The sequence below is a fragment of the Rhodococcus sp. IEGM 1351 genome, from assembly GCF_030056875.1.
Lineage (GTDB): Bacteria > Actinomycetota > Actinomycetes > Mycobacteriales > Mycobacteriaceae > Rhodococcus_F > Rhodococcus_F opacus.
This window is the reverse complement of record NZ_JASHKU010000007.1, coordinates 50,154-69,777: the sequence shown is the minus strand read 5'-3', so window position 1 is coordinate 69,777 and position 19,624 is coordinate 50,154. Positions and strand designations below refer to the sequence as shown.

Sequence of the window (19,624 nt, the reverse complement as noted above, 5' to 3'; positions counted from 1 at the left end):
GAGTGGATACGCTGCATTCGATGACGGTTTCGCTGGAGGTGGTCGAGACCACCGTGACCGCGCGGCGCCCCCTGGACGTCGCCATGTCGTTGCAGCCTCTACAACGCGGCAAGGGCGACCCCTGCCACCGCCGGACGGCCGACGGCTCGATCTGGCGGACGTCGGTGCAGAAGTCGGGCCCGGTCACCTATCGCATCACCCAGATCGACCGCCACTCGGTGCGCTGTCAGGCGTGGGGTGCGGGCGCCCACGAGTTGTCCGCCGGACTGGGCCGCCTCATCGGCGACCACGACGACTGCGCGGACTTCGCCCCCGACCATCCGATCCTCGTCGAGGCCCACCGCCGATTCCCGCACCTGCGCCTCGGCCGCACCGACCGGGTGATGGAGGCCCTCGTGCCCGCGATCCTCGAGCAGCGTGTGCACGGCATCGCCGCGTTCGCGTCGTGGCGGCGCCTCGTGTGGAAGTTCGGTGGGCCCGCTCCCGGGCCCGCTCCGGACGGGATGAGGCTGCCCCCGACCGCGGACGTGTGGCGGCGGGTTCCGTCCTGGGAATTCCACCGGGCCAACGTCGACCCCAGCCGGTCCCGGACGATCGTCCGCTGCGCGCAGGTCGCCGACCGGCTCGAGAAGATCGTCGACCTCCCTCGCGAGGAAGCGAATCGCCGGCTGATGTCCATTCCCGGCGTCGGGATCTGGACGGCGGCCGAGGTGTCGCAGCGTGCGCTGGGCGACCCCGACGCCCTGTCGGTCGGCGATTATCACCTGGCCGCGGTGGTGGGGTGGTCGCTGCTCGGCAAGCCCCTCGACGACGCCGAGATGGTGGAGTACCTGGCCCCGCTTCAGCCGCACCGCCATCGCGCCGTGCGACTGTTGGAGGTGAGCGGACAGGCCGTCAAACCCAAGTTCGGGCCCCGCACGGCGCTCGTCGACCACACCTGGCACTGACCCGGCATTCGCGGAGACCCCACACGCGTTTCCCGTACCCATGAACACCTGTTCAAGTGTTCATACGAGAAACTAGACTTCGAAGGATCAGCTGCCGGCCGGAGGAGTCGCCGTGGAACCTGTGGCAATGCACATGAGCGACGGCCTGATCAATGCGCCGACCTCACTGCTGTTCGTCGTCGTCGCGGTGGCGGGACTGTCGATCGCCGCGTGGCGCGCGCGCTCGGAACTCGACGAACGCACCGCACCGATGGCCGGTCTCGTGGCGGCCTTCATCTTCGCGGTCCAGATGGTCAACTTCCCGATCCTTCCCGGTGTGAGCGGACACCTCCTCGGCGGCGCGCTCGCCGCCATCCTCGTCGGCCCCTACACCGGGATGCTGTGCGTCTCGATCGTGCTGATCGTGCAGGCCCTGCTGTTCGCCGACGGTGGGCTGACAGCGCTGGGAGCGAACATCACCAACATGGCGATCATCGGGGTGGTCGTCGGCTACGGCGTCGCGGTGGCCCTGCGTCCGCTCGTCGTGCGACAGCAGCGACTGCGCCTCCGCGTCCTCGGCGGGCTCGCGTTCGCCGCGGCACTGTGCGGAACGGTGGCGGCGTCGATGGGCTTCGTCCTCGAGTACGCGATCGGCGGTCATGCGACGTCCGGAGATTCGACTTCACTGGGCGCGGTGGCGGCGTACATGCTCGGGGCGCACGTGCTGATCGGCATCGGTGAAGGCCTCATCACCGCCGTCACGGTGATGGCCGTCGCGAAGGCGCGCCCCGACCTCGTGTACCTGCTGCGGACGGCACCCCGACGAGTCGAGGTGCGGGCATGAGCACGTCGTCGCCGGTCTCGCTGCGCCGATTCCTCCTCGGTTTCGCGCTGGTGGCGCTGCTCGTCGCCGGCGCGGTCTCCTATCTCGCCAGCTCGAGTCCGGACGGTCTGGCCGCCGCGACCACTCGCGGGTGCGAAACCGTGGAAACCGATGCCGGGGAGACGCTCGTGGGTGACTGCATCGCCCGGAACGCGTCCGCTCATCCGTTGTCGGACTCGCCGCTCGCCGACTACACGGTGGGCGGCCGGTCGCATCTCACGGGTGTCGCGGGCGTGATCGGCGCCACCGCGACGTTCGTCGTCGCCGGTGGCCTGTTCTGGCTGCTCGCCCGCGCGCGGCGGAACCGAACGAGCCCCTGACCGTGGGAGCCGGTCACGCCCATCCGCTCTACCTCGACGGCACGTCACCCCTGCACCGGCTGCCGGCCGAGGTCGAGATCGTCTGCGCAGTCGTCTTCGTCTTCGCGGTGGTCGCGACACCACGCGAGGCGTTCTGGGCGTTCGCCGGGTATCTGGCGATCCTGCTCGTGATCTGGCGGATCGCCGGCATTCCGATCAGATGGATCGGACCGCGGATGCTGATCGAATTGCCGTTTGTGACGCTCGCACTTCTCCTGCCGTTCGCCGAGGGCGGCGCACGCGTCACCGTCCTCGGACTGTCGCTGTCGGTCGCGGGCCTCTACGCGGCCTGGGGCATTCTCGTGAAGGGCACTCTCGGCGTCCTGGTCTCGCTGACACTCGCCGCGACGACGCCGGCCCGGGACCTGCCGTTGGGGTTGGCGCGGCTGCGCGTGCCCGCGATGCTCACCACGATCGTCGTGCTGATGCTGCGCTACCTCGATCTGCTCACCGCCGAGGTCGAGCGGATGCGCACCGCCCGGCTCTCCCGCGGCGACGACCCGCGGACGTTCCGGCAGATCGGTGCCACCGCCCGTGGCGTCGGCGGATTGTTCGTGCGTTCCTACGAGCGCGGCGAGCGCGTCCACCTGGCCATGCTGTCGCGGGGTTTCACCGGTTCGGTTCCCACTGTCGGGGCGCCGCCTGCGACCGCTGCACTGTGGCGGGCGGGGCTCGTGCCCGCCGTGTGCGCGGTGGGGATCTGTGTCACGGCGTGGGTGCTCCGATGACCGCGGCCGTGCATCTCGAGGGCGTCTCGTTCGCGTATCCGGACGGCAGGGCCGCGCTGCACCGGATCGATCTCACGGTGCAACCCGGTGAGAGGGTGGCCGTTCTCGGCCCGAACGGGGCCGGGAAGACCACACTGATGTTGCACCTCAACGGCATTCTGACGGCCACCGAGGGCAGGGTCACCGTGGGCGGGCTGGAGCTGTCGCGGGGGGCGTCCCGGGACACGGTACGGGAGGTCCGGCGCCGTGTCGGCATCGTGTTCCAGGACCCCGACGACCAGTTGTTCATGCCCACCGTCGCACAGGACGTCGCGTTCGGTCCGGTCAATTTCGGGATCACCGGGACCGCACTCGACGAGCGGGTGCACGACGCGCTGGCGGCCGTCGACATGACGGCACATTCCGATCGCAATCCCGCGCACCTGTCGGTGGGGCAGCGCCGCCGCGTCGCGCTGGCGACCGTTCTCGCATGCGCCCCGGACGTCCTCGTGCTGGACGAGCCGTCGAGCAATCTCGACCCCGTCGCCCGACGCGAACTGGCCGACGTCCTCCTGGGTATCGACACCACGCACCTGCTCGTCACGCACGACCTGCCGTACGCCGCCCAGTTGTGCACGCGCGCCGTGATCCTCGACGAGGGACACCTGGTGGCCGACGGTCCGATCCTGGAACTGCTCGGCGACCCCGCGCTGCTCGCCGAGCATCGCCTCGAGTTGCCCTGGGGTTTCCGGCTTCCCGCGACCGACCCTCATTCGCCCGGCGAACGATCCGTGACACCGCCGATCGGGTAGCTCACGATGGGGAGACGAAGCTTCGCCCCGCACTCCTACCGGAGGTCCGCGATGTCCATACCCGAAGCCGACGCCGGGGCCGTGTCCCAGCGCATTTTCGACGCATCGCTCGGGGCGATCGACCTCCTCGCCGTCCATCTGGGTGACCGGCTCGGCTGGTACCGCAGTCTCGCGTCGGAAGGTCCGGCAACCGCGGACCAACTGGCGGAACGCACCTCCACCCACCCGCGGTACGCGCGGGAGTGGCTCGAACAGCAGGCCGTGTCGGGACTTCTCACGGTCGACGACTCGGAGCCGCGGACGTTCACGCTTCCGGCCGGCGCCGCCGAAGTGCTCACCGACGAGCAGAGTCTCAACTATCTTGCACCGCTGGCGCGGATCTTCGTCGCCGCGACCACGCAGATGCCCGCGTTGCTGGAGGCGTACCGCACGGGCGGCGGTGTGGGATGGGCGCAGTACGGCACGGATGCCCGTGAGTCGCAGGCCGACATGAATCGGCCGTGGTACGAGCAGGTTCTTCCCGGTGCGCTGGCATCGGTTCCCGAGGTCGACGCATTGCTGCGGACGCCCGGCGCCGCCATCGCCGACATCGGATGCGGCGGCGCGTGGTCCACGATCGCACTCGCGCGCGCCTACCCGGACGCCAGACTCCACGGCTACGACATCGACACCGCGACCGTCGAACTCGCGAGGTCCAACGTGCGCGAGCGGCCGGATGTCGCCGATCGGATCACGATCACCGAATCGGATGCGGCGGGAATTCCCGAAAGCACCTATACCGCGGCGTTCGCGTTCGAATGCATCCACGACATGCCGGCGCCCGTCGATGTACTGTCCGCGGTTCGGAAGGCCCTGGTTCCCGGTGGCGCGATGATCGTGATGGACGAGGCGGTGGACGACGAGTTCTCCGCGCCGGGAAGCGACGTCGAGCGGCTGATGTACGGATTCAGCCTCACCGTGTGTCTTCCCGACGGCATGAACCACACACCCAGCGCGGGCACCGGAACGGTCATGCGCCCGAGCACATTGCGCAGCTACGCCGAGGCGGCCGGTTTCGGCACCATGGACATCCTTCCCATCGAGGATTTCGGGTTCTTCCGGTTCTACCGGCTCACGGTGTAATCCCTGCACCGCCACCCCGATACGCACGTATTTTGCGGAAAGGCCGAAAACTGAGGCATCCGAAGGGGGAAGATGTCTGCAGTAGGCAGGTTACGGACGCTTTCGCCGGTCGGGGCAAGTGAAGCGCCAGGTCGAACCAGATTTGTCGTTTGTCATCCGCTACTACGCATGGGAAACACCATGAAACTGCATAGAGTGACAGCACCGGCAGCGCTGCTGATCGCCACCCTGTGTGTCGGAATGGGTACCGCGTATGCCGCCCCCACTCCCGCCGACCAGGCCGTCATCTCGCACACCAGCCTGAGCGCCGACGGCCGATCGGTCGGTACGGCACTCGACGCCGGGCACTTCACCCTGTCGCGGACGGCCGCCGCCGTCGACATCGTCAACGATTCGGGCACCCCGGCGGGCACGATCCCCCTGCGCTATTCGATCGCCGGTGTGCAGTTCGCGATCGATCCGCTCATCACCGACGCCGGCCGGTTCCTGAACCTGACACCCACGACGACCCCTGTCGCGGGAACCCTCGCCCTCACCCCGGTCGACAGGGATTCGGCGTACAACAACATGGTCGAGCAGCTGCAGATCGGTTGGAACAACGGCGGCGGGACCGCGACCGCGATCGGCGCAGGCATCGGATTCGTCGTCGGGTGCATCTTCCTCATCCTCGGCGGGTGCCTCCCCGGTGCCGCGGTAGGCGCAGCGATCGGCGCCGTCACGGGTATCAGCAACGCGAACCCCGCTGCGCCACCAGCGGTTTACGAATTCCTCGGAACCCCGTAGCGGGGCTTTCCGTCCGACTCCGAAGACGATTTCGGGAGGGCTATGGGTTAGTTCGCACACGGGGAGCATCACCGCGCACCCACATATGCATGTAGCCGTTCCGGTTTTCCAGCGAATATGGTCCACGCACAACGATGTTCGGTGCACTCAGGTGGGGGCCGTGTTCGTCCTACGACATGGTGGGAATTTCCATGAAACTCTTGAAAACTCTGGCATTGTCCATATTCGTCGTCTCCGCGATGGCCGTCGGGGCGGGCACTGCGTATGCCGATCCCGCACCTCAGGGAATCGACTGGTCACAGCCGCTGATGACTCCTGCGGCCGACGGCGGCAGCAGCCAGGTGGCCGAACAGTTCTTCCCGGAGAACGAAGTGAAACAGGACGCCTTCGACAAGATGACCAACGAGATCAATACCGGTTGGAACAACGCGGGCCTGCAGGGCATGGCGATCGGTTCCAACGTGGGCATGGCCATCGGGTGCGTGTCGATCTTCCCCAACTTCATCGCCGGCTGCATCGTCGGCGCAGTGGTCGGCACCATCGCCGGCGCCGTCATCGGCATCGGTGTGGGTAATCCCAACGCACAGCCGGCCGTAGAGCAGTTCTTCGCCACACCCTGAGCGAAGAGCGAGCTGCAGCCCCGGCCTCACTCGGGCCGGGGCTGCGGCGCGTCGTCAGCCGACGACGCCCTGGTCACGCATCGTCGCGATATCTTCCGCCGACCAGCCCAGTTCACCGAGGATCCGATCGGTGTGCGCGCCGAGCGCGGGCACGTCACCCATCCGCATCTCCACGTCGGAAAACGTCATCGGGGGCAGCATCGCCCTGATCGGCCCGGCCTCGGTTCCGATGTCACGCCAGCGGTCGCGCTGATCCAGCTGCGGATGGTCGATCAACCCGCCCATGTCGTTGAGCTCCGCCGCCGGGATCCCGGAGTCCGCGAGCGCCTGGTCGAGAGCCGCGCTCGTGAACCGTTGAGTCTCCTCGGCGACGAGGGCGTCCACCTCGGCGCGGTGCTGCACACGCAGCATATTGGTCGCGAACCGGGGATGGTCGGCGAGTTCTGGTCGCTTGAACACGTCGGTCACCAGTTGCCGCCACCCGCGGTCGTTCTGGACACCGATGAGGATCTGTCCGTCGAGGGTCGGGTACGAGTCGTACGGGACGATCGCCGCATGACCGAGCCCGACACGCGGGATCTGCTTGTCGGCGTACATCTTCATGTACATCGGGTGGCCCAGCCACTCCGCGGTCGCGTCGAACATCGACACGTCGATCCGCGCCCCCACTCCGGTGCGCGACCGCCGGAACAGGGCGCCGAGGACGGACGTCATCGCATACATTCCCGCCGCGATGTCGGACACCGGGACACCCGTCTTGGTCGCGGTGTCGGGGGTGCCGGTCACCGAGATCATCCCCGTTTCGGCCTGGACCAGCATGTCGTACGCCTTGCGTTCGCGCCGCGGCCCCGCCGACCCGTAGCCGGACATGTTCACGACGATCAGTTCCTCGTGCTCGGCGCGCAACTCGTCGGCGCCGAACCCCAGCCGGTCGGCGGCATCGGGGGCGAGATTCTGGATGAAGACGTCGGCCTTCGCGATCAGCTTCGCGACGGTGTCCCGGCCCACCTCGGACTTCAGGTCGACGCCGAGCGATTCCTTCGACCGATTCAGCCACACGAAATGCGACGCCTGCCCGAACACCGCGTCGTCGTAGTTGCGGGCGAAGTCGCCCTCGCCGACGCGCTCGATCTTGATGACCCGCGCGCCCATGTCCGCGAGATGGCGGGTGGCGAGCGGGGCGGCCACGGCCTGCTCGAGTGCCACGACGGTGATGCCGTCGAGCGGCAGCAGTCCGGGGTCGTTCTCCATGTCGGGATTCACCTTTTCTCTTCGGCCCCCGTGTGATTGTGGTAGTGCGTGGCCCCGATCGTGTGCAGCAGTTCGTGCACGGTGTCGTCGGTGAGCCGGTACCGCATCGAGCGACCGTCCCGCGTCGCCGACACCCACCCCTGGTTGCGGAGCAGTCGCAGAGCGTGCGAAACGGCGGTGCCGGTCATGTCGAGTGCCGCGGCCAGGTCGCCGACGCAGATGTCGGGGGCGTGGTGCAGACACAGCAGCAGTCGGAGGCGGTTGCCGTCCGACAGCAGTTCGAACCGGTTGGCCCAGCCGTCGATGTCGGGGGTGTGCAGTGCCGCCGCAGCACGCTGAACATCCTCGGGGTTCAGGGCGGGGGTGGCGGCCATCACGCCAGTCTACAAACGCCGCGAGGCCACTCGGTCGGGCATCCATAGGCGATTCCTCACTGTCCGTTCGGCTCTGTGACTTTGTTTCCGCACTCACGCGGGTGGTCGACTGGCAGCACGCGTCACCCGGTTCCCGGCGGCGTCGACGAGTCATCGAGGAGCGTGATGTGAGCGGTCTGCATCTACCCCAGCGTGTGCGGCACCATGCCGCAGAGCGGCCCGGAGCACCGGCAGTGACGTGCGGTGACACCACGCTGACGTACGCGGAGCTCGACTGGCGGACCAATCGGATCGCAACCGCGCTGTCGGCGTTGACCTCCGACGGCGGCCGGGTCGGGGCACTGCTCCGGATGCGCACCGAGGGTGTCGAGGCGTTCGTGGCCGCCGCCAAGTCGGGGCTGGTGTTCGTCCCGCTCAACTGGCGACTCCCGGCGGCCGAGGCAGCCGCGATCGCGGTCGATGCCGAGCTCCAGGTGCTGATCGTCGAATCCGAATTCGCTGCCGCCGCGGACGCCGTTCGCGGCGCGCTCCCGAGTGTGGTCGTGGTGGTCGTCGACGCGGCCGACGGCGACGTTCTTCCGCGCGGCACCTGGACGTGGGACCGGCTGGTCACTTCGGGCACCGCCACCGATCCGGGTCTCGGGGACGACCCCGACGCCGAGGTGCTGCAGCTCTACACATCGGGCACGACGGGTTTCCCGAAGGGCGTGGTGGCGACGCATCGCAACCTGCACAACGAGCCGGAGGGCCTGCTGATCTACCGCTGGAAGCCCGGCTCGGTGGCGCTCGACGCCATGCCGCTGTTCCACATCGCGGGTGCCGGCTGGTTGAGCACGTGTCTGTCGGCGGGCGTCCACGTGGTGCTGCTCGGCGCGTTCGACGCCCGGCGGGTCGCCGAACTCATCGAACGGCATCGGATCACCCACGCCTTCCTGGTTCCGTCGACCATTCAGATGCTCCTCGACGTGCCCGACCTCGACCGCTACGACGTGTCGAGCCTCGAACTGGTCGCCTACGGTTCGGCGCCGATCACCACCACTCTGCTCCGGCGGGCGATCGATCGCCTCGGCTGTGGATTCGTGCAGCGCTACGGCATGACCGAGACGACAGGCTCGGTCACCGCCCTCGCTGTAGAGGACCATGACCCGTCCGGACTCCGTGCGCACCTGCTGCGTTCCGCCGGCAAGCCCATGCCCGGTGTCGAGGTCGAGATCCGGGACGTGGTGACCGGCGCCCGGCTTCCGGTGGGCGTGTCCGGGGAGATCGTGTGCCGCTCACGCAACAACGTCGCGGGCTACTGGCGGCGGCCGGACGAGACCGCGCAACTGCTCACCCCCGACGGTTTCCTGCGCACCGGCGACGCCGGGCACATCGACGGGGAGGGCTACCTGTTCGTCACCGACCGGGTGAAGGACATGATCATCACGGGAGGCGAGAACGTGTACCCGATCGAGGTCGAATCGGTGCTCGCCGAGCATCCGGCGGTGGCCGAGGTGGCGGTGGTCGGCGTGCCGCACCGGACGTGGGGTGAGTCCGTGACGGCGGTCGTCCGGCTCGTCGATCCGTCGAACCAACCGGACGAGCAGGACCTGATCGCGTTCACCGCCGCCCGGCTCGCGTCGTACAAGAAGCCGCGGGAGATCGTCTACGTCGCCGAACTTCCGCGAGGAGCGAGCGGCAAGATCCTCAAACGCACCCTGCGCGAGGGGCTCCGCGCCACGGAGGTGCCGTCGTGATCGTCACCGAAGACGTCGGTACCGTCCAGCGCGAGGCGTGGGCCCTCGGCGTCCTGCCGCCGGTCGAGCAGGTACGCCCCGGATTGTGGTCGATCCCGGTGCCGATGCCGCGAAACCCGTTGCGCTACGTCCTGATCTACGCGCTCGCGCTGCCCGACGGCCTCGCCCTGATCGACGCGGGCTGGGATTCCGAGGAGTCGTGGCGAGCCCTCGTCGACGGCATCGCCCAGACGGGGCACCACGTCACCGACGTCCGGTACGCCGCCGTCACCCACCTGCATCCCGACCACTTCGGTCTTGCGCCCCGGCTGCGGGAGGTCAGCGGGGCCGCGCTCGCGATGCACAGCGCGGATGCCGCACTGCTCGGCCACCATTCGCCGGAGGACACCACCGCCGACGAACAACTGTGGAACACCCAGCTCGCCCAACTCGGGGCGCCCACCGACATCCTCGCGGCCGCCCGCGTCGATCTCGTTCGGCTGGGGGCAGGCGAATCCATGGACATCGTGCTCGGTGACGGGACTCCCCTGGACCTGCCCGGCTGGGATCTGCGGGCGGTCTGGACCCCGGGGCACACTCCCGGTCATCTGACCTTCGTCGACGACACCCACGGATTGATGTTCAGCGGCGACCACATGTTGCCCCGCATCAGTCCCAACATCTCGACGGTCCCCGGCGAGCTGGAGAACCCACTGCACCGTTACCTGCTGTCGCTGCACGCCACCACCTCCATGCCCGACGGCGAAGTGCTGCCGGCCCACGAGTACCGCTTCCGGGGGATCGCCGACCGTGCCCGGCAACTGATGGGTCATCACGAGGAACGCTTCGCCGAGATCGTCCACACTCTGGGCGTGCACCCCGAATCGACGGCGTGGGAGATCTCGCAACACATCTCGTGGTCGCGGCCGTTCGAATCCATGTCCGACCGCCTGCTCCGCCTCGCGGTCCGCGAAACCCATGCCCACCTGCTCGTTCTGGCCGACCGCGGGAGCATCCGCTCACTCGGCGGGCACCCCGAACGCTGGACCCCGACACCGTAAGGAACACACCCCATGAGCGTGGTTCTCACCGAATTCTCCGATGGCGTCGCCGTCATCACCCTGAACCGGCCGGAGGCGAAGAACGCCGTCGACTTCGAGGTCGCCAAGGCGCTTGCCGCCGCGATCGACGAGTTCGAGGCGCGGCCCGACCTGACGATCGCGATCCTGACCGGCGCCGGGGGAACGTTCTGCGCGGGCATGGATCTGAAGGCGTTCACCCGCGGGGAGCGGCCGTCGCTGCCCGGCCGTGGCTTCGGCGGCATCACGGAGGCCCCGCCGACCAAGCCGCTGATCGCCGCGGTGGAGGGCTGGGCGCTGGCCGGCGGCTGCGAATTGGCGCTGTCGGCCGATCTGATCGTGGCCGCCCGCGACGCCAAGTTCGGCATCCCCGAGGTCAAGCGCGGGCTCGCCGCCGCCGCAGGCGGTCTGCTGCGACTGCCGAAGGTGCTGCCGTACCCGATCGCGATGGAGATGGCGATCACCGGCGATCCCCTCACCGCCGACGTGGCGCACGCGCACGGACTGGTCAACCGGCTCACCGAGCCCGGGCAGGCCCTCGGCACCGCCCGCGAACTGGCGTCACGGGTCGCCGCCAACGGTCCCCTCGCGGTGCGCGCCACCAAGCAGGTCATCGCGATGTCCGCCAACTACACCGATCCCGACTCGTTCATAGGGCAACGCCGCTTTCTCGATCCGGTGTTCGCTTCCGAGGACGCCCAGGAGGGTGCGCGCGCCTTCGCGGAGAAGCGCCCGCCGGTGTGGCGTGGCCGCTAGCCGCATGATCGGCGCAGCCCGCATCACGGCTTCCGTACGATGACCGCGTGGACCTGCATCTCGTCACCTACTTCGTCGCGGTAGTCGATCACGGCGGGATCACCAGGGCCGCACAGTCCCTCTACATCTCGCAACCGTCGCTTTCGCAGGCGATCCGCACTCTCGAACGCCGCCTCGGTGTCACCCTGTTCGACCGCACCGGGCGGCGTCTCGAGCTGACCGAGGACGGCCGCACCCTCGACGTCGCCGCCCGGCGCATCCTCGCCGACGTCGAGCGGGCCAAGGCCAAGGTCGCCGCCGTGCGCGAACTCGTGTCCGGCCGCGTCGACGTCGTCACCTACGCGGCGTTCTCGATCGATCCGATCGTCGACCTGGTGCGCCGGTTCCGTGAGCAGTACCCCCGCGTGACGGTCCGCATCATCGACGCCGACGGCCCCACCGGCGTCCTCGGCGCCTTGCGCCGCGGCGAGGCCGAGCTCGGGGTGATCGACCTGTCCGTCGACCACAGTGCGCTGCGCTCGGTCCCCATCGGCGACCAGGAGCTGGTACTCGCCCTGCCCGGCGCCCTCGCCGAGACCCTTCCCGATCCGGTGCCCCGCTCGGCCGTCCGCGACATTCCGCTCGTTCAGGATCTCGGGGACAAGAGCGACGCGGCGCTGATCTCCGATCTCGTCGGCGAGCCCGCGAACGTCGTCATCGACTGCACACACCCGGGCGCCACGTGGGAGCTGGTGATGCGCGGCGCGGGAGCCACCGTCCTCCCCCGCCTGGTCGCCGAGGAACAGTTGCGCGGGGTCTCGATCCGGTCGATGACGCCGAAGCTGACCCGCCCCGTCGGCCTCGTGCAGCGGTCCGGGCCGGGATCACCCGCGGCCTCGGCGTTCGTCGCGATCGCGCAGTCCACCCGAACACCGGCACCCGAGTGAGGAACTGAGCACATGGAGTTGCGCCAGGTCGAGTACTTTCTCGCCGTCGTGGAACACGAAGGCATCAACGGGGCCGCCGCGTCGCTCGGCGTCGCACAGCCCACCATCTCGCAGGCGCTGCGCGGGCTCGAGCGGGAACTAGGTGTGCAACTGTTCCACCGCATCGGCCGGGGCATGGTGCTCAGCGCCGCAGGGCGCAGCATGGTCGGGCCGAGCAGGCAGATCCTGCGCGACGTCACCGCCGTCGAGGACCTCCTCGCCACCTCCGACGGGGCACTCGCCGGCCGACTGGACATCATGGCGTTTCCGGCGTTGGCGATCGGGCCCCTCGTCGACCTCGTCACCGAATTCCGGCGGACCCACCCGAAGGTGATGGTCCGGTTGGGTGAATTGAAAGACGAGGCGCAGGCCGGGTCGCTGATCGAGGACGGCCACTGCGAATTCGTGGTGGCGCACCTCCCGCTCGACGACGCCCGCCTGGACGTCGTCGAACTCGGCGAACAGGAGTACTGGCTCGTGTACCCGCCGGGCACCGACGTGCCGGACGGTCCCGTTCCGCTCGCCGCACTCCCCGACATCCCGATGGTCTTCGTCCCCCGCGGCCACTCCGTCGCCAACGAGATCGAGGAATCGATCCGTCACGCCGGGGCACGCCCGACCCTCGCGGCGCTGTCCGATCACCGCGAGGCGCGACTTCCCCTGGTGCTCGCGGGAATCGGCGGAACCCTGCTGGAACGGTCGATCGCGGAGGCGGCCCAGGACCGTGCGGTGGTCCGCCGCGCGGAGCCGACGATCGCCCGCACCTTCGGGCTCGCATTCGATCCCGACATGCTCTCCCCGGTCGGGCACGCGTTCGTCGAACTCGTGCGGGCGGAAGGTTACAGCGCGAGCAGGTAGCTTTTTGCCGCGGCGTACTCGGAGACGAGCCGGTCGACGAGTTGCGCCGTCGGTTGCACGGAGCGCACGGTGCCGATCCCCTGTCCGGACCCCCAGATGTCGCGCCATGCCTTCGTTTTGGCGGTTCCGCCGCGGAAGCTCATGGCGGACGGGTCGGAGTGGGCGAGGTCGTTCGGGTCGAGTCCGGCGGCCTCGATGCTGCCGCGCAGGTAGTTGCCGTGCACGCCGGTGAACAGGTTGGAGTAGACGATGTCGGACGCGGTGGAGTCGACGATCATCTGCTTGTAGCCCTGGTCCGCGTTGGCCTCTGCGGTGGCGATGAACGCGGAGCCGATGTAGGCGAGGTCGGCGCCTGCGGCCTGCGCGGCGAGGACCGAGCGGCCGTGGGCGATGGAGCCCGACAACAGGACCGGCCCGTCGAACCATTCGCGGATCTCCTGGATCAACGCGAAGAGTGACAGGGTGCCCGCGTGTCCGCCGGCACCGGCCGCGACGGCGATGAGGCCGTCGGCGCCCTTCTCCACGGCCTTCTTCGCGAACGTGTTGTTGATGACGTCGTGGAGGACGATGCCGCCGTAGCTGTGGATGGCCTCGTTGACGTCGGCGCGGGCGCCGAGGGACGTGATGACGATCGGGACCTGGAACTCGACGATGGTGGCGAGGTCCTCGTCGAGACGGTCGTTGCTCTGGTGGACGTTCAGGTTGACCGCGTACGGCGCGGACGGGGTCTCGGGGTTGTTGGCGTCGTGCTTGGCGAGGGCTTCGGTGATGCGGGTGAGCCATTCCCGCAACACCGGCTGCGGGCGGGCGTTCAGGGAGGGGAACGATCCGACGATGCCCGACGTCGACTGGGCGATCACCAGGTCGGGACCCGAGACGATGAACATCGGGGAGGCCACAGCCGGCAGGCGCAGGCGATCGGACAGCACGGAGGGTAGAGACATCGGTTCTCCTGATGAGGGGGAGTCTTCTGATGCAAGCACTTTCAGGTACCGACCAGTTCAGCACGCAGTCCGGGCGTGGACAAAGATACATCGCCGATGGTCCGGTTAATCGGAACCTATGACGCTCGGCGGTAACCATAGGTTTGACCTCATCCGGTGTATCCCAGAACGACATTGCGGCGGAGCGTCCCCGGTGATCGACTGGCTGGGCGGCACGGCGTCGACCACTCCGGCGTGCGCCGAGAACCGCGCCGACGTCTGGAGCCGCGTATGAGCATCGAAACCGTCACCTCGAACACGGGCACCGAATCCGCCGAACGCGACGTTCTGATCAGCCGGGACGGCGCGGTCGCGACGATCACCCTGAACCGGCCCACACGGCGCAACGCCATGACCCTCGACTCGTGGATCGCGTTGCGCGAGGCGCTCGGCGAACTCGCCCTCGACGACGCCACCCGCGTCGTGGTCCTCACCGGCGCAGGCAGCGACTTCTGCACCGGCGCAGACCTCGACAAGCGCACACCCATGCACCCGCTGAACCGCATGCGTCAGATCAATGCGACGGCACTGGCAGTCGCCGAGTTCCCCAAGCCACTGATCGCGAAGGTTCGCGGCTACGCCGTGGGAGCCGGCTGGAACCTGGCGCTGCTGTGCGACCTGCTCATCACCTCGCGCGACGCGCAGTTCAGCCAGATCTTCGCCAAGCGCGGCCTGTCGGTGGATTTCGGCGGCTCGTGGCTCCTGCCGCGCATGGTGGGACTACACCGCGCGAAACGTCTGGTCATGCTCGCCGAGATGATCGACGCCGAGCAGGCGGATGCGCTGGGACTGGTCAGCGAGCTCGTCGAGCCGGACGAATTGGACGCCACGGTCGCCCGGTTCGCGACCCGTCTCGCGGCGGCACCGACGGTAGCCGTCATGCAGTCGACGCGACTGATCGAGGACGGCACGACGTCGTCGCTGCGGGACGCACTCGAGAACGAGGCGCGTTCGCAAGCGGTCAACTTTGCGACCGACGCTCCGGCCGCACTACGCGCATTCATCGAGAAGCGTCCCCCTGCGTTCAGCGGGGAGTGGCAGGTGCAGCAACCGTGATCGTCGGGCCGTCGATCGCACAGAAGCTGTGGCACAGCCGAGTGACGATCCGCGGCCCGCGTTCGGGACCGAACCACCGATCTATGTGCGCAGTGATAAGGGTGGGTCATATACGGCCCGAGCAGCCCGTCCAGGTTCGCGTACTCCTGCTCCCAGACGTGGGTCGGCATCGTCCGCGTCTCGGATTCGAACCGCTCCACCACCGCCGGGTCGACCGAATCGTCCACTGAGACGAACAGCGTCCGGTAGACGGTCGGTTCGAAACGACCTGGGCCGGGAGTGGGCGCGCCCGTGTAGCCGACGCTGTCGATGTGCCGGATCTCGGGCGCGCACAGCGGTGCCGTGATGTCTGGTTCGACAGCGCGCCAGTGGGATTCGTCGTCGAAGTGGAGGTGCGCGATCACGTCTCCCCCGTTGATTCCGCCGGGCTGGGTCGGTGTCACGAGAACGTGCCGAGCGCTGGGGGCAGCGACCTCGTGCAGCCGACCGGCCAACGCCGCACCGGCTGTGACATCCGCGTCGGCGACGAGGTGAACGAGCTTGGTCACCTTGAACATCGGTCATCGCCGCCACGTCCGCGGGCGAGCAGGAGACGGTGCGACGCCGGGTGGTGAGGAACTCGTCGGCGTCGGCCCACCAGTTGAGCACCTGTGCATCGTGGCGTGCGAGGAGACTCTGCTGCCACCACGCGCGAGCGCCCCACAGAGTTGCTTCCACCCAGCGGGAGGAGAACGCTAGGTCGTCGCGGCGGCGAGTTGCTCGCGCAGCTTCGTCTTGAGGATCTTCCCGGCCGCCGACGTCGGCAGCTGCTCGACCACCACGACGTCGCGTACCTTCTTGTACGGCAGCACCCGCTCGGCGACGAACGCGGACACCGCATCCGGATCGATCGTCACGTCCGGCATCGGCACCACGAACGCCACCGGCTCCTGGCCGACGCTGCCGGCCTCCCTGCCGACGACGGCAGCCGAGGACACGTCCGGGTGCGAGACCAGAATCTCCTCGAGCTCACGCGGATACACGTTGTAGCCCTTGTAGATCAGCATGTCCTTGGTGCGGTCGCAGATGAACAGGTACCCGTCCTCGTCCAGGTAGGCGATGTCGCCGGTGTCGAGCCAGCCGTCGACGTACTGCTGCGCCGTGATCTCCGGATGGTTCAGGTAGCCGTCCGTGACCTGCGGGCCGCGGACCCACAGCTTGCCGCGGGTGCCGGCCTCCAGTACGGCACCGGAGTCGTCCTGGGCACGGATCTGCACCTCCGTGTCGAATACCGGCAGCCCCACGCTGCCGAGCTTGTACGCGACGGAACCGGTCAACGGCGCGGAGGCGACCAGGCAGGTGCCCTCGGTCAGCCCGTACCCCTCGACCACGCTCGCCGACGGGAACGCCCGACCCAGCGCCTCGAGGGTCACATGATCGATCGGCGCCGCACCCGACGACACGACCCGCACCGAGTCGGTGTCGCGAACGGCGGCGTCGGGGTGGGTGGCGACGGCATGCCACATCGCCGGACTGCCGGTGATGTACGTGGAGCGGTGCGTCTCGATCAACTCCAGCATGCGGCCCGGCTCGAACCGTCCGGCGAACACCTGCGTCGCCCCGCACAGCAGCAGGAACGACATGTTGATCAGCGCGTGGGCGTGGAACAGCGGCGACACGACGACGGTCGCTCCGGCGCCGGGCATCACACCGCGGTCCCCGAGACTCTCGACGGGTCGCAGTTCGATCCCGCCGTCGGCGGTGGCGCGAACCTCGTGGCCCGCCCGCCAGGCGATCATCTGGGTCACGTTGGCGAGGACGTTGCGGTGCAGCACCCGGACACCTTTGGACAACCCGGTGGTGCCGCCCGTGTAGGCGAGGTGGGCGACGTCGTCCCCGAACACCTTCGGGGTGAACGGTGCGGTGGCGTACCCGCGGACGAACTCCTCGAACCCGAACTGACCGCGACCGACACCCGCGGGGAGTCCGGCCACCACGATGGTGCGGACGGTGGTGCCGCTCGCCGCCTCGGTGAGGGTGTCCAGTTGTGCGGGCTGGGTGACGGCGGCGACCGCCGCCGTGTCGACGATCTGCGAGCGCAGGCCGGGGCCGGGCTGCAGCGGGTTGACCAGGGTGACGGTCGCGCCGGCCCGCAGTGCGCCGTAGTAGGCCACGACGAATTCGATGCAGTTGCCGAGATGCAGGAGCACCACGTCACGCTCGGTCACCCCCGCGTCCCGCAGGGCGGCGGCGAACGCGCCCGACCGCTGGTCGAGTTCGCGGTAGGTGCACACCGTGTCGCCGTCGACCACCGCGGCCTTGTCTCCGTACAGGTCCGCCATGCCGGACGGGAACGCCGCCAACGTCAGGTCGGGGTAATGCAGTACCGGTGCAGCAGAATTCACGTTCGGTCCCTTACTCGTCAGCGAGGTGCCATGCGGATGGCACCGTCCAGGCGGATGGTCTCGCCGTTGAGGTAGCCGTTCTCGAGGATCTGGCAGGCGAGCTGCCCGAACTCACTGGGTTTGCCCAGACGCGACGGGCCCGGCACCGACTTCTCCAGCGACGCGCGCACATCGTCGCGCAGCCGGGCGAGGAGCGGGGTGTCCATGATTCCCGGGGCGATGGTGCACACCCGGATGTTGCGGCTGGCGAGGTCGCGGGCCGCGGTGACCGTCATGCCCACGATGCCTGCCTTCGATGCGGTGTAGTTGATCTGGCCGATCTGGCCTTCGAATGCGGCGACGGACGCCGTCAGCACGACCGCGCCGCGCTCGCCGTCGATCTCCTCCTGCCGCGCGATCCGTTCCGCTCCGAGGCGCAGGGCATTGAACGAGCCGACGAGGTTGAGCCGGATCACGAACTCGAAGTCCTCGACGGAACCTGCCTTGCCGTCGGAGTCGAGGATGCGCATTCGGCGGCCGGCCCCGGCGCAGTGCACGATGCCGCGCAGGCCACCGCGGTCGTCGGCGACGTCGAGGGCGGCCGCGAACTGCTCGGAATCGGTGACGTCGGCGGGAGCGAACTGGGCGGCGCTGCCCAATTCCTTCGCCGCCGCCTCACCGTCGGAGTTCGGGAGGTCGATGAGCGTGACCTGAGCCCCTGCGTCGACGAGGCGGCGTGCCGTCGCGAGTCCGAGACCGGACGCGCCGCCGGTGACCGCGGTCGAGATTCCCTTGAGTTCCATCGTGCGGGTGTTCCCTTCGAAAAGTATTGTCGGATCAGAGAAGTTCGAGAATGGTAGCGTTGGCGAGGCCGCCCGCCTCGCACATGGTCTGCAGTCCGTACCGAATGCCGTTGTCCCGCATGTGGTGGACGAGTCGGGTCATGAGGATCGCGCCGGACCCGCCGAGCGGGTGACCGACTGCGATGGCGCCGCCGAGCGGGTTCAGCCGGTCCGTCGCGGCGCCGGTCTCCGCCTGCCACGCCAGCGGGACGGGGGCGAAGGCCTCGTTCACCTCGAATGCACCGATGTCGTCGATCTTCAGTCCGGACCGGGACAGTGCCTTCTCCGTCGCGGCGATGGGTCCGGTCAGCATGATCACCGGGTCGTCGCCGGCGACGGCGCAGGTGTGGATGCGGGCCATCGGGGTCAGACCGAGTTGCGCAGCCTTCTCGCTCGTCGTGACGAGCAGTGCACCGGCGCCGTCGGAGATCTGCGAGGAGTTGCCGGCGTGGATCACGCCGTCCTCCTTGAACACGGTCTTCAGCTTGCCGAGAGATTCGAGTGTGCCGCCGCGGCGGATCCCTTCGTCCCCGGCGAGGACGTCGGAGAGCGGTGCGAGTTGCCCGTCGAATGCGCCCCGGTCCGCGGCGTGCGCAGCGAGCTCGTGGGATCGCAGCGAGTACTCGTCCAGCACCTGACGGGAGAGCCCCCACTTCGCGGCCATCATCTCGGCGCCGGTGCCCTGGCTGAACCCGTCGACGCCGTACCGGTCGAGGACGGCCGCCGGGAAGTGTTCACCGTTCTTGCTCGCGCTGCCCATGGGAACCCGGCTCATGGACTCCACACCACCGGCGACGACGACGTCCTCGTGGCCGGCGATGACGGCGGCGGCGGCGAAGCTCACGGCCTGCTGGCTCGATCCGCAGGCCCGGGTGAGCGTGGTGCCCGGAACCGTCTCCGGCCAGCCGGCGGCGAGGACGGCGGTGCGGGCGACGTTGCCTGCCTGCTCCCCCACCTGGCTGACACAGCCCCAGACGACGTCGCCGATCTCCTCCGGGGAGAGACCGGTGCGCGCCACGAGGGCCTCGAGGACGTGCGCCGACAGATTGGCGGGGTGTATTCCGGACAGGGAACCGCCACGCCGCCCGATGGGCGTGCGGACGGCGTCGACGATCACTGCATCGCGCATGGTGTGTTCCTTCGATCTGAGGGGGTCACTCGAATCAATCA

20 protein-coding genes and 1 pseudogene are annotated in these 19,624 nt (G+C 68.7%); 14 read left to right on the top strand and 7 right to left on the bottom strand.

Annotation, left to right across the window (positions count from 1 at the left end):
* The first annotated feature begins 20 nt into the window (after positions 1-20).
* The 8 genes from QM806_RS14035 to QM806_RS14000 all read left to right on the top strand — a co-directional run bounded on the left by QM806_RS14035 (position 21) and on the right by QM806_RS14000 (position 6,212).
* Complete coding sequence (locus QM806_RS14035) at positions 21-947, top strand: DNA-3-methyladenine glycosylase family protein (protein ID WP_269591286.1); 927 nt, start codon at positions 21-23, stop codon at positions 945-947.
* Between the two features lie 127 nt (positions 948-1,074).
* Positions 1,075-1,770, top strand: coding sequence for an energy-coupling factor ABC transporter permease (locus QM806_RS14030; protein WP_283291946.1), 696 nt, complete (start codon positions 1,075-1,077; stop codon positions 1,768-1,770).
* Entirely contained in the window at positions 1,767-2,129 is a 363-nt protein-coding gene (locus tag QM806_RS14025; RefSeq protein WP_005573586.1) for a PDGLE domain-containing protein, read from the top strand. The genes QM806_RS14030 and QM806_RS14025 overlap by 4 nt, the downstream gene beginning before the upstream one ends.
* 2 nt (positions 2,130-2,131) lie before the next feature.
* Complete coding sequence (cbiQ, locus tag QM806_RS14020; RefSeq protein WP_182624564.1) at positions 2,132-2,896, top strand: cobalt ECF transporter T component CbiQ; 765 nt, start codon at positions 2,132-2,134, stop codon at positions 2,894-2,896.
* Positions 2,893-3,687, top strand: coding sequence for an energy-coupling factor ABC transporter ATP-binding protein (locus QM806_RS14015; RefSeq protein WP_054245482.1), 795 nt, complete (start codon positions 2,893-2,895; stop codon positions 3,685-3,687). The genes cbiQ and QM806_RS14015 overlap by 4 nt, the downstream gene beginning before the upstream one ends.
* A gap of 51 nt (positions 3,688-3,738) precedes the next feature.
* Positions 3,739-4,809, top strand: a complete 1,071-nt coding sequence (locus tag QM806_RS14010; protein WP_005573583.1) for a methyltransferase domain-containing protein — start codon at positions 3,739-3,741, stop codon at positions 4,807-4,809.
* A 180-nt stretch (positions 4,810-4,989) separates the two neighbouring features.
* Positions 4,990-5,592, top strand: coding sequence for a DUF8020 domain-containing protein (locus tag QM806_RS14005; protein ID WP_283291809.1), 603 nt, complete (start codon positions 4,990-4,992; stop codon positions 5,590-5,592).
* Positions 5,593-5,783: 191 nt separating this feature from the next.
* Positions 5,784-6,212, top strand: coding sequence for a hypothetical protein (locus tag QM806_RS14000; RefSeq protein WP_005251571.1), 429 nt, complete (start codon positions 5,784-5,786; stop codon positions 6,210-6,212).
* A gap of 54 nt (positions 6,213-6,266) precedes the next feature.
* Here QM806_RS14000 and QM806_RS13995 read toward each other — a convergent pair whose 3' ends face one another.
* The gene (locus QM806_RS13995; protein WP_005573581.1) at positions 6,267-7,475 is read right to left on the bottom strand and encodes a CaiB/BaiF CoA transferase family protein; all 1,209 of its coding nucleotides are present in this window, start codon (positions 7,473-7,475) and stop codon (positions 6,267-6,269) included.
* Positions 7,472-7,837: an ArsR/SmtB family transcription factor gene (locus QM806_RS13990; RefSeq protein WP_005254240.1), complete on the bottom strand. Its 366-nt coding sequence runs from the start codon at positions 7,835-7,837 to the stop codon at positions 7,472-7,474. The genes QM806_RS13995 and QM806_RS13990 overlap by 4 nt, the downstream gene beginning before the upstream one ends.
* Positions 7,838-8,004: 167 nt before the next feature.
* On the opposite strand from QM806_RS13990, the gene QM806_RS13985 reads away from it, so the two are divergent.
* Genes QM806_RS13985 through QM806_RS13965 form a run of 5 tightly spaced genes read left to right on the top strand, consistent with a single transcriptional unit; the run spans position 8,005 to position 13,210 of the window.
* Positions 8,005-9,573 carry a long-chain-fatty-acid--CoA ligase gene (locus QM806_RS13985; protein WP_283291807.1) on the top strand — a complete coding sequence of 523 codons (1,569 nt, stop codon included), beginning with the start codon at positions 8,005-8,007 and terminating at the stop codon, positions 9,571-9,573.
* Positions 9,570-10,613 (top strand): MBL fold metallo-hydrolase, encoded by a 1,044-nt coding sequence (locus QM806_RS13980; RefSeq protein WP_210460552.1) that lies wholly within the window; start codon positions 9,570-9,572, stop codon positions 10,611-10,613. Before QM806_RS13985 ends, QM806_RS13980 begins: the two co-directional genes overlap by 4 nt.
* 12 nt (positions 10,614-10,625) lie before the next feature.
* A complete protein-coding gene (locus QM806_RS13975; RefSeq protein ID WP_283291804.1) occupies positions 10,626-11,387 on the top strand; it encodes a crotonase/enoyl-CoA hydratase family protein in 762 nt (253 codons plus the stop codon).
* Positions 11,388-11,434: 47 nt separating this feature from the next.
* Positions 11,435-12,313 (top strand): LysR family transcriptional regulator, encoded by an 879-nt coding sequence (locus QM806_RS13970; protein WP_144288048.1) that lies wholly within the window; start codon positions 11,435-11,437, stop codon positions 12,311-12,313.
* Between the two features lie 12 nt (positions 12,314-12,325).
* On the top strand, positions 12,326-13,210 hold the full coding sequence (locus tag QM806_RS13965; RefSeq protein WP_182624560.1) for a LysR family transcriptional regulator: 885 nt from the start codon (positions 12,326-12,328) through the stop codon (positions 13,208-13,210).
* On the opposite strand, the gene QM806_RS13960 is transcribed toward QM806_RS13965, so the two are convergent.
* Positions 13,192-14,154 (bottom strand): NAD(P)H-dependent flavin oxidoreductase, encoded by a 963-nt coding sequence (locus QM806_RS13960; RefSeq protein WP_283291799.1) that lies wholly within the window; start codon positions 14,152-14,154, stop codon positions 13,192-13,194. The two genes, QM806_RS13965 and QM806_RS13960, sit on opposite strands and share 19 nt — an antisense overlap.
* Before the next feature lie 270 nt (positions 14,155-14,424).
* Between QM806_RS13960 and QM806_RS13955 the strand changes: the two genes are divergently transcribed.
* A complete protein-coding gene (locus QM806_RS13955; RefSeq protein ID WP_005569548.1) occupies positions 14,425-15,249 on the top strand; it encodes an enoyl-CoA hydratase/isomerase family protein in 825 nt (274 codons plus the stop codon).
* Here the strand turns inward: QM806_RS13955 and QM806_RS41680 are convergent.
* The 4 genes and pseudogenes from QM806_RS41680 to QM806_RS13940 all read right to left on the bottom strand — a co-directional run bounded on the left by QM806_RS41680 (position 15,218) and on the right by QM806_RS13940 (position 19,583).
* Positions 15,218-15,797: pseudogene (locus tag QM806_RS41680) on the bottom strand (antibiotic biosynthesis monooxygenase family protein). The gene QM806_RS13955 and the pseudogene QM806_RS41680 overlap by 32 nt on opposite strands.
* Before the next feature lie 186 nt (positions 15,798-15,983).
* The gene (locus QM806_RS13950) at positions 15,984-17,633 is read right to left on the bottom strand and encodes a class I adenylate-forming enzyme family protein (protein ID WP_283291797.1); all 1,650 of its coding nucleotides are present in this window, start codon (positions 17,631-17,633) and stop codon (positions 15,984-15,986) included.
* Positions 17,634-17,650: 17 nt separating this feature from the next.
* The gene (locus QM806_RS13945; protein ID WP_005261389.1) at positions 17,651-18,415 is read right to left on the bottom strand and encodes an SDR family NAD(P)-dependent oxidoreductase; all 765 of its coding nucleotides are present in this window, start codon (positions 18,413-18,415) and stop codon (positions 17,651-17,653) included.
* Between the two features lie 34 nt (positions 18,416-18,449).
* Positions 18,450-19,583: a thiolase family protein gene (locus QM806_RS13940; protein WP_182624555.1), complete on the bottom strand. Its 1,134-nt coding sequence runs from the start codon at positions 19,581-19,583 to the stop codon at positions 18,450-18,452.
* Between the last annotated feature and the right edge of the window lie 41 nt (positions 19,584-19,624).

Excerpts from the sequence above, each read along its gene's own strand:
- QM806_RS14035 (WP_269591286.1), top strand. The coding sequence starts at position 21 with ATGACGGTTTCGCTGGAGGTGGTCGAGACCACCGTGACCGCGCGGCGC.
- QM806_RS14030 (WP_283291946.1), top strand. The coding sequence starts at position 1,075 with ATGCACATGAGCGACGGCCTGATCAATGCGCCGACCTCACTGCTGTTC.
- QM806_RS13945 (WP_005261389.1), bottom strand. The coding sequence starts at position 18,415 with ATGGAACTCAAGGGAATCTCGACCGCGGTCACCGGCGGCGCGTCCGGT.
- QM806_RS13975 (WP_283291804.1), top strand. The coding sequence starts at position 10,626 with ATGAGCGTGGTTCTCACCGAATTCTCCGATGGCGTCGCCGTCATCACC.
- QM806_RS13965 (WP_182624560.1), top strand. The coding sequence starts at position 12,326 with ATGGAGTTGCGCCAGGTCGAGTACTTTCTCGCCGTCGTGGAACACGAA.
- QM806_RS13940 (WP_182624555.1), bottom strand. The coding sequence starts at position 19,583 with ATGCGCGATGCAGTGATCGTCGACGCCGTCCGCACGCCCATCGGGCGG.
- QM806_RS14025 (WP_005573586.1), top strand. The coding sequence starts at position 1,767 with ATGAGCACGTCGTCGCCGGTCTCGCTGCGCCGATTCCTCCTCGGTTTC.
- QM806_RS14015 (WP_054245482.1), top strand. The coding sequence starts at position 2,893 with ATGACCGCGGCCGTGCATCTCGAGGGCGTCTCGTTCGCGTATCCGGAC.
- QM806_RS13990 (WP_005254240.1), bottom strand. The coding sequence starts at position 7,837 with ATGGCCGCCACCCCCGCCCTGAACCCCGAGGATGTTCAGCGTGCTGCG.
- QM806_RS14005 (WP_283291809.1), top strand. The coding sequence starts at position 4,990 with ATGAAACTGCATAGAGTGACAGCACCGGCAGCGCTGCTGATCGCCACC.
- QM806_RS13955 (WP_005569548.1), top strand. The coding sequence starts at position 14,425 with ATGAGCATCGAAACCGTCACCTCGAACACGGGCACCGAATCCGCCGAA.
- QM806_RS13960 (WP_283291799.1), bottom strand. The coding sequence starts at position 14,154 with ATGTCTCTACCCTCCGTGCTGTCCGATCGCCTGCGCCTGCCGGCTGTG.
- QM806_RS14010 (WP_005573583.1), top strand. The coding sequence starts at position 3,739 with ATGTCCATACCCGAAGCCGACGCCGGGGCCGTGTCCCAGCGCATTTTC.
- QM806_RS14000 (WP_005251571.1), top strand. The coding sequence starts at position 5,784 with ATGAAACTCTTGAAAACTCTGGCATTGTCCATATTCGTCGTCTCCGCG.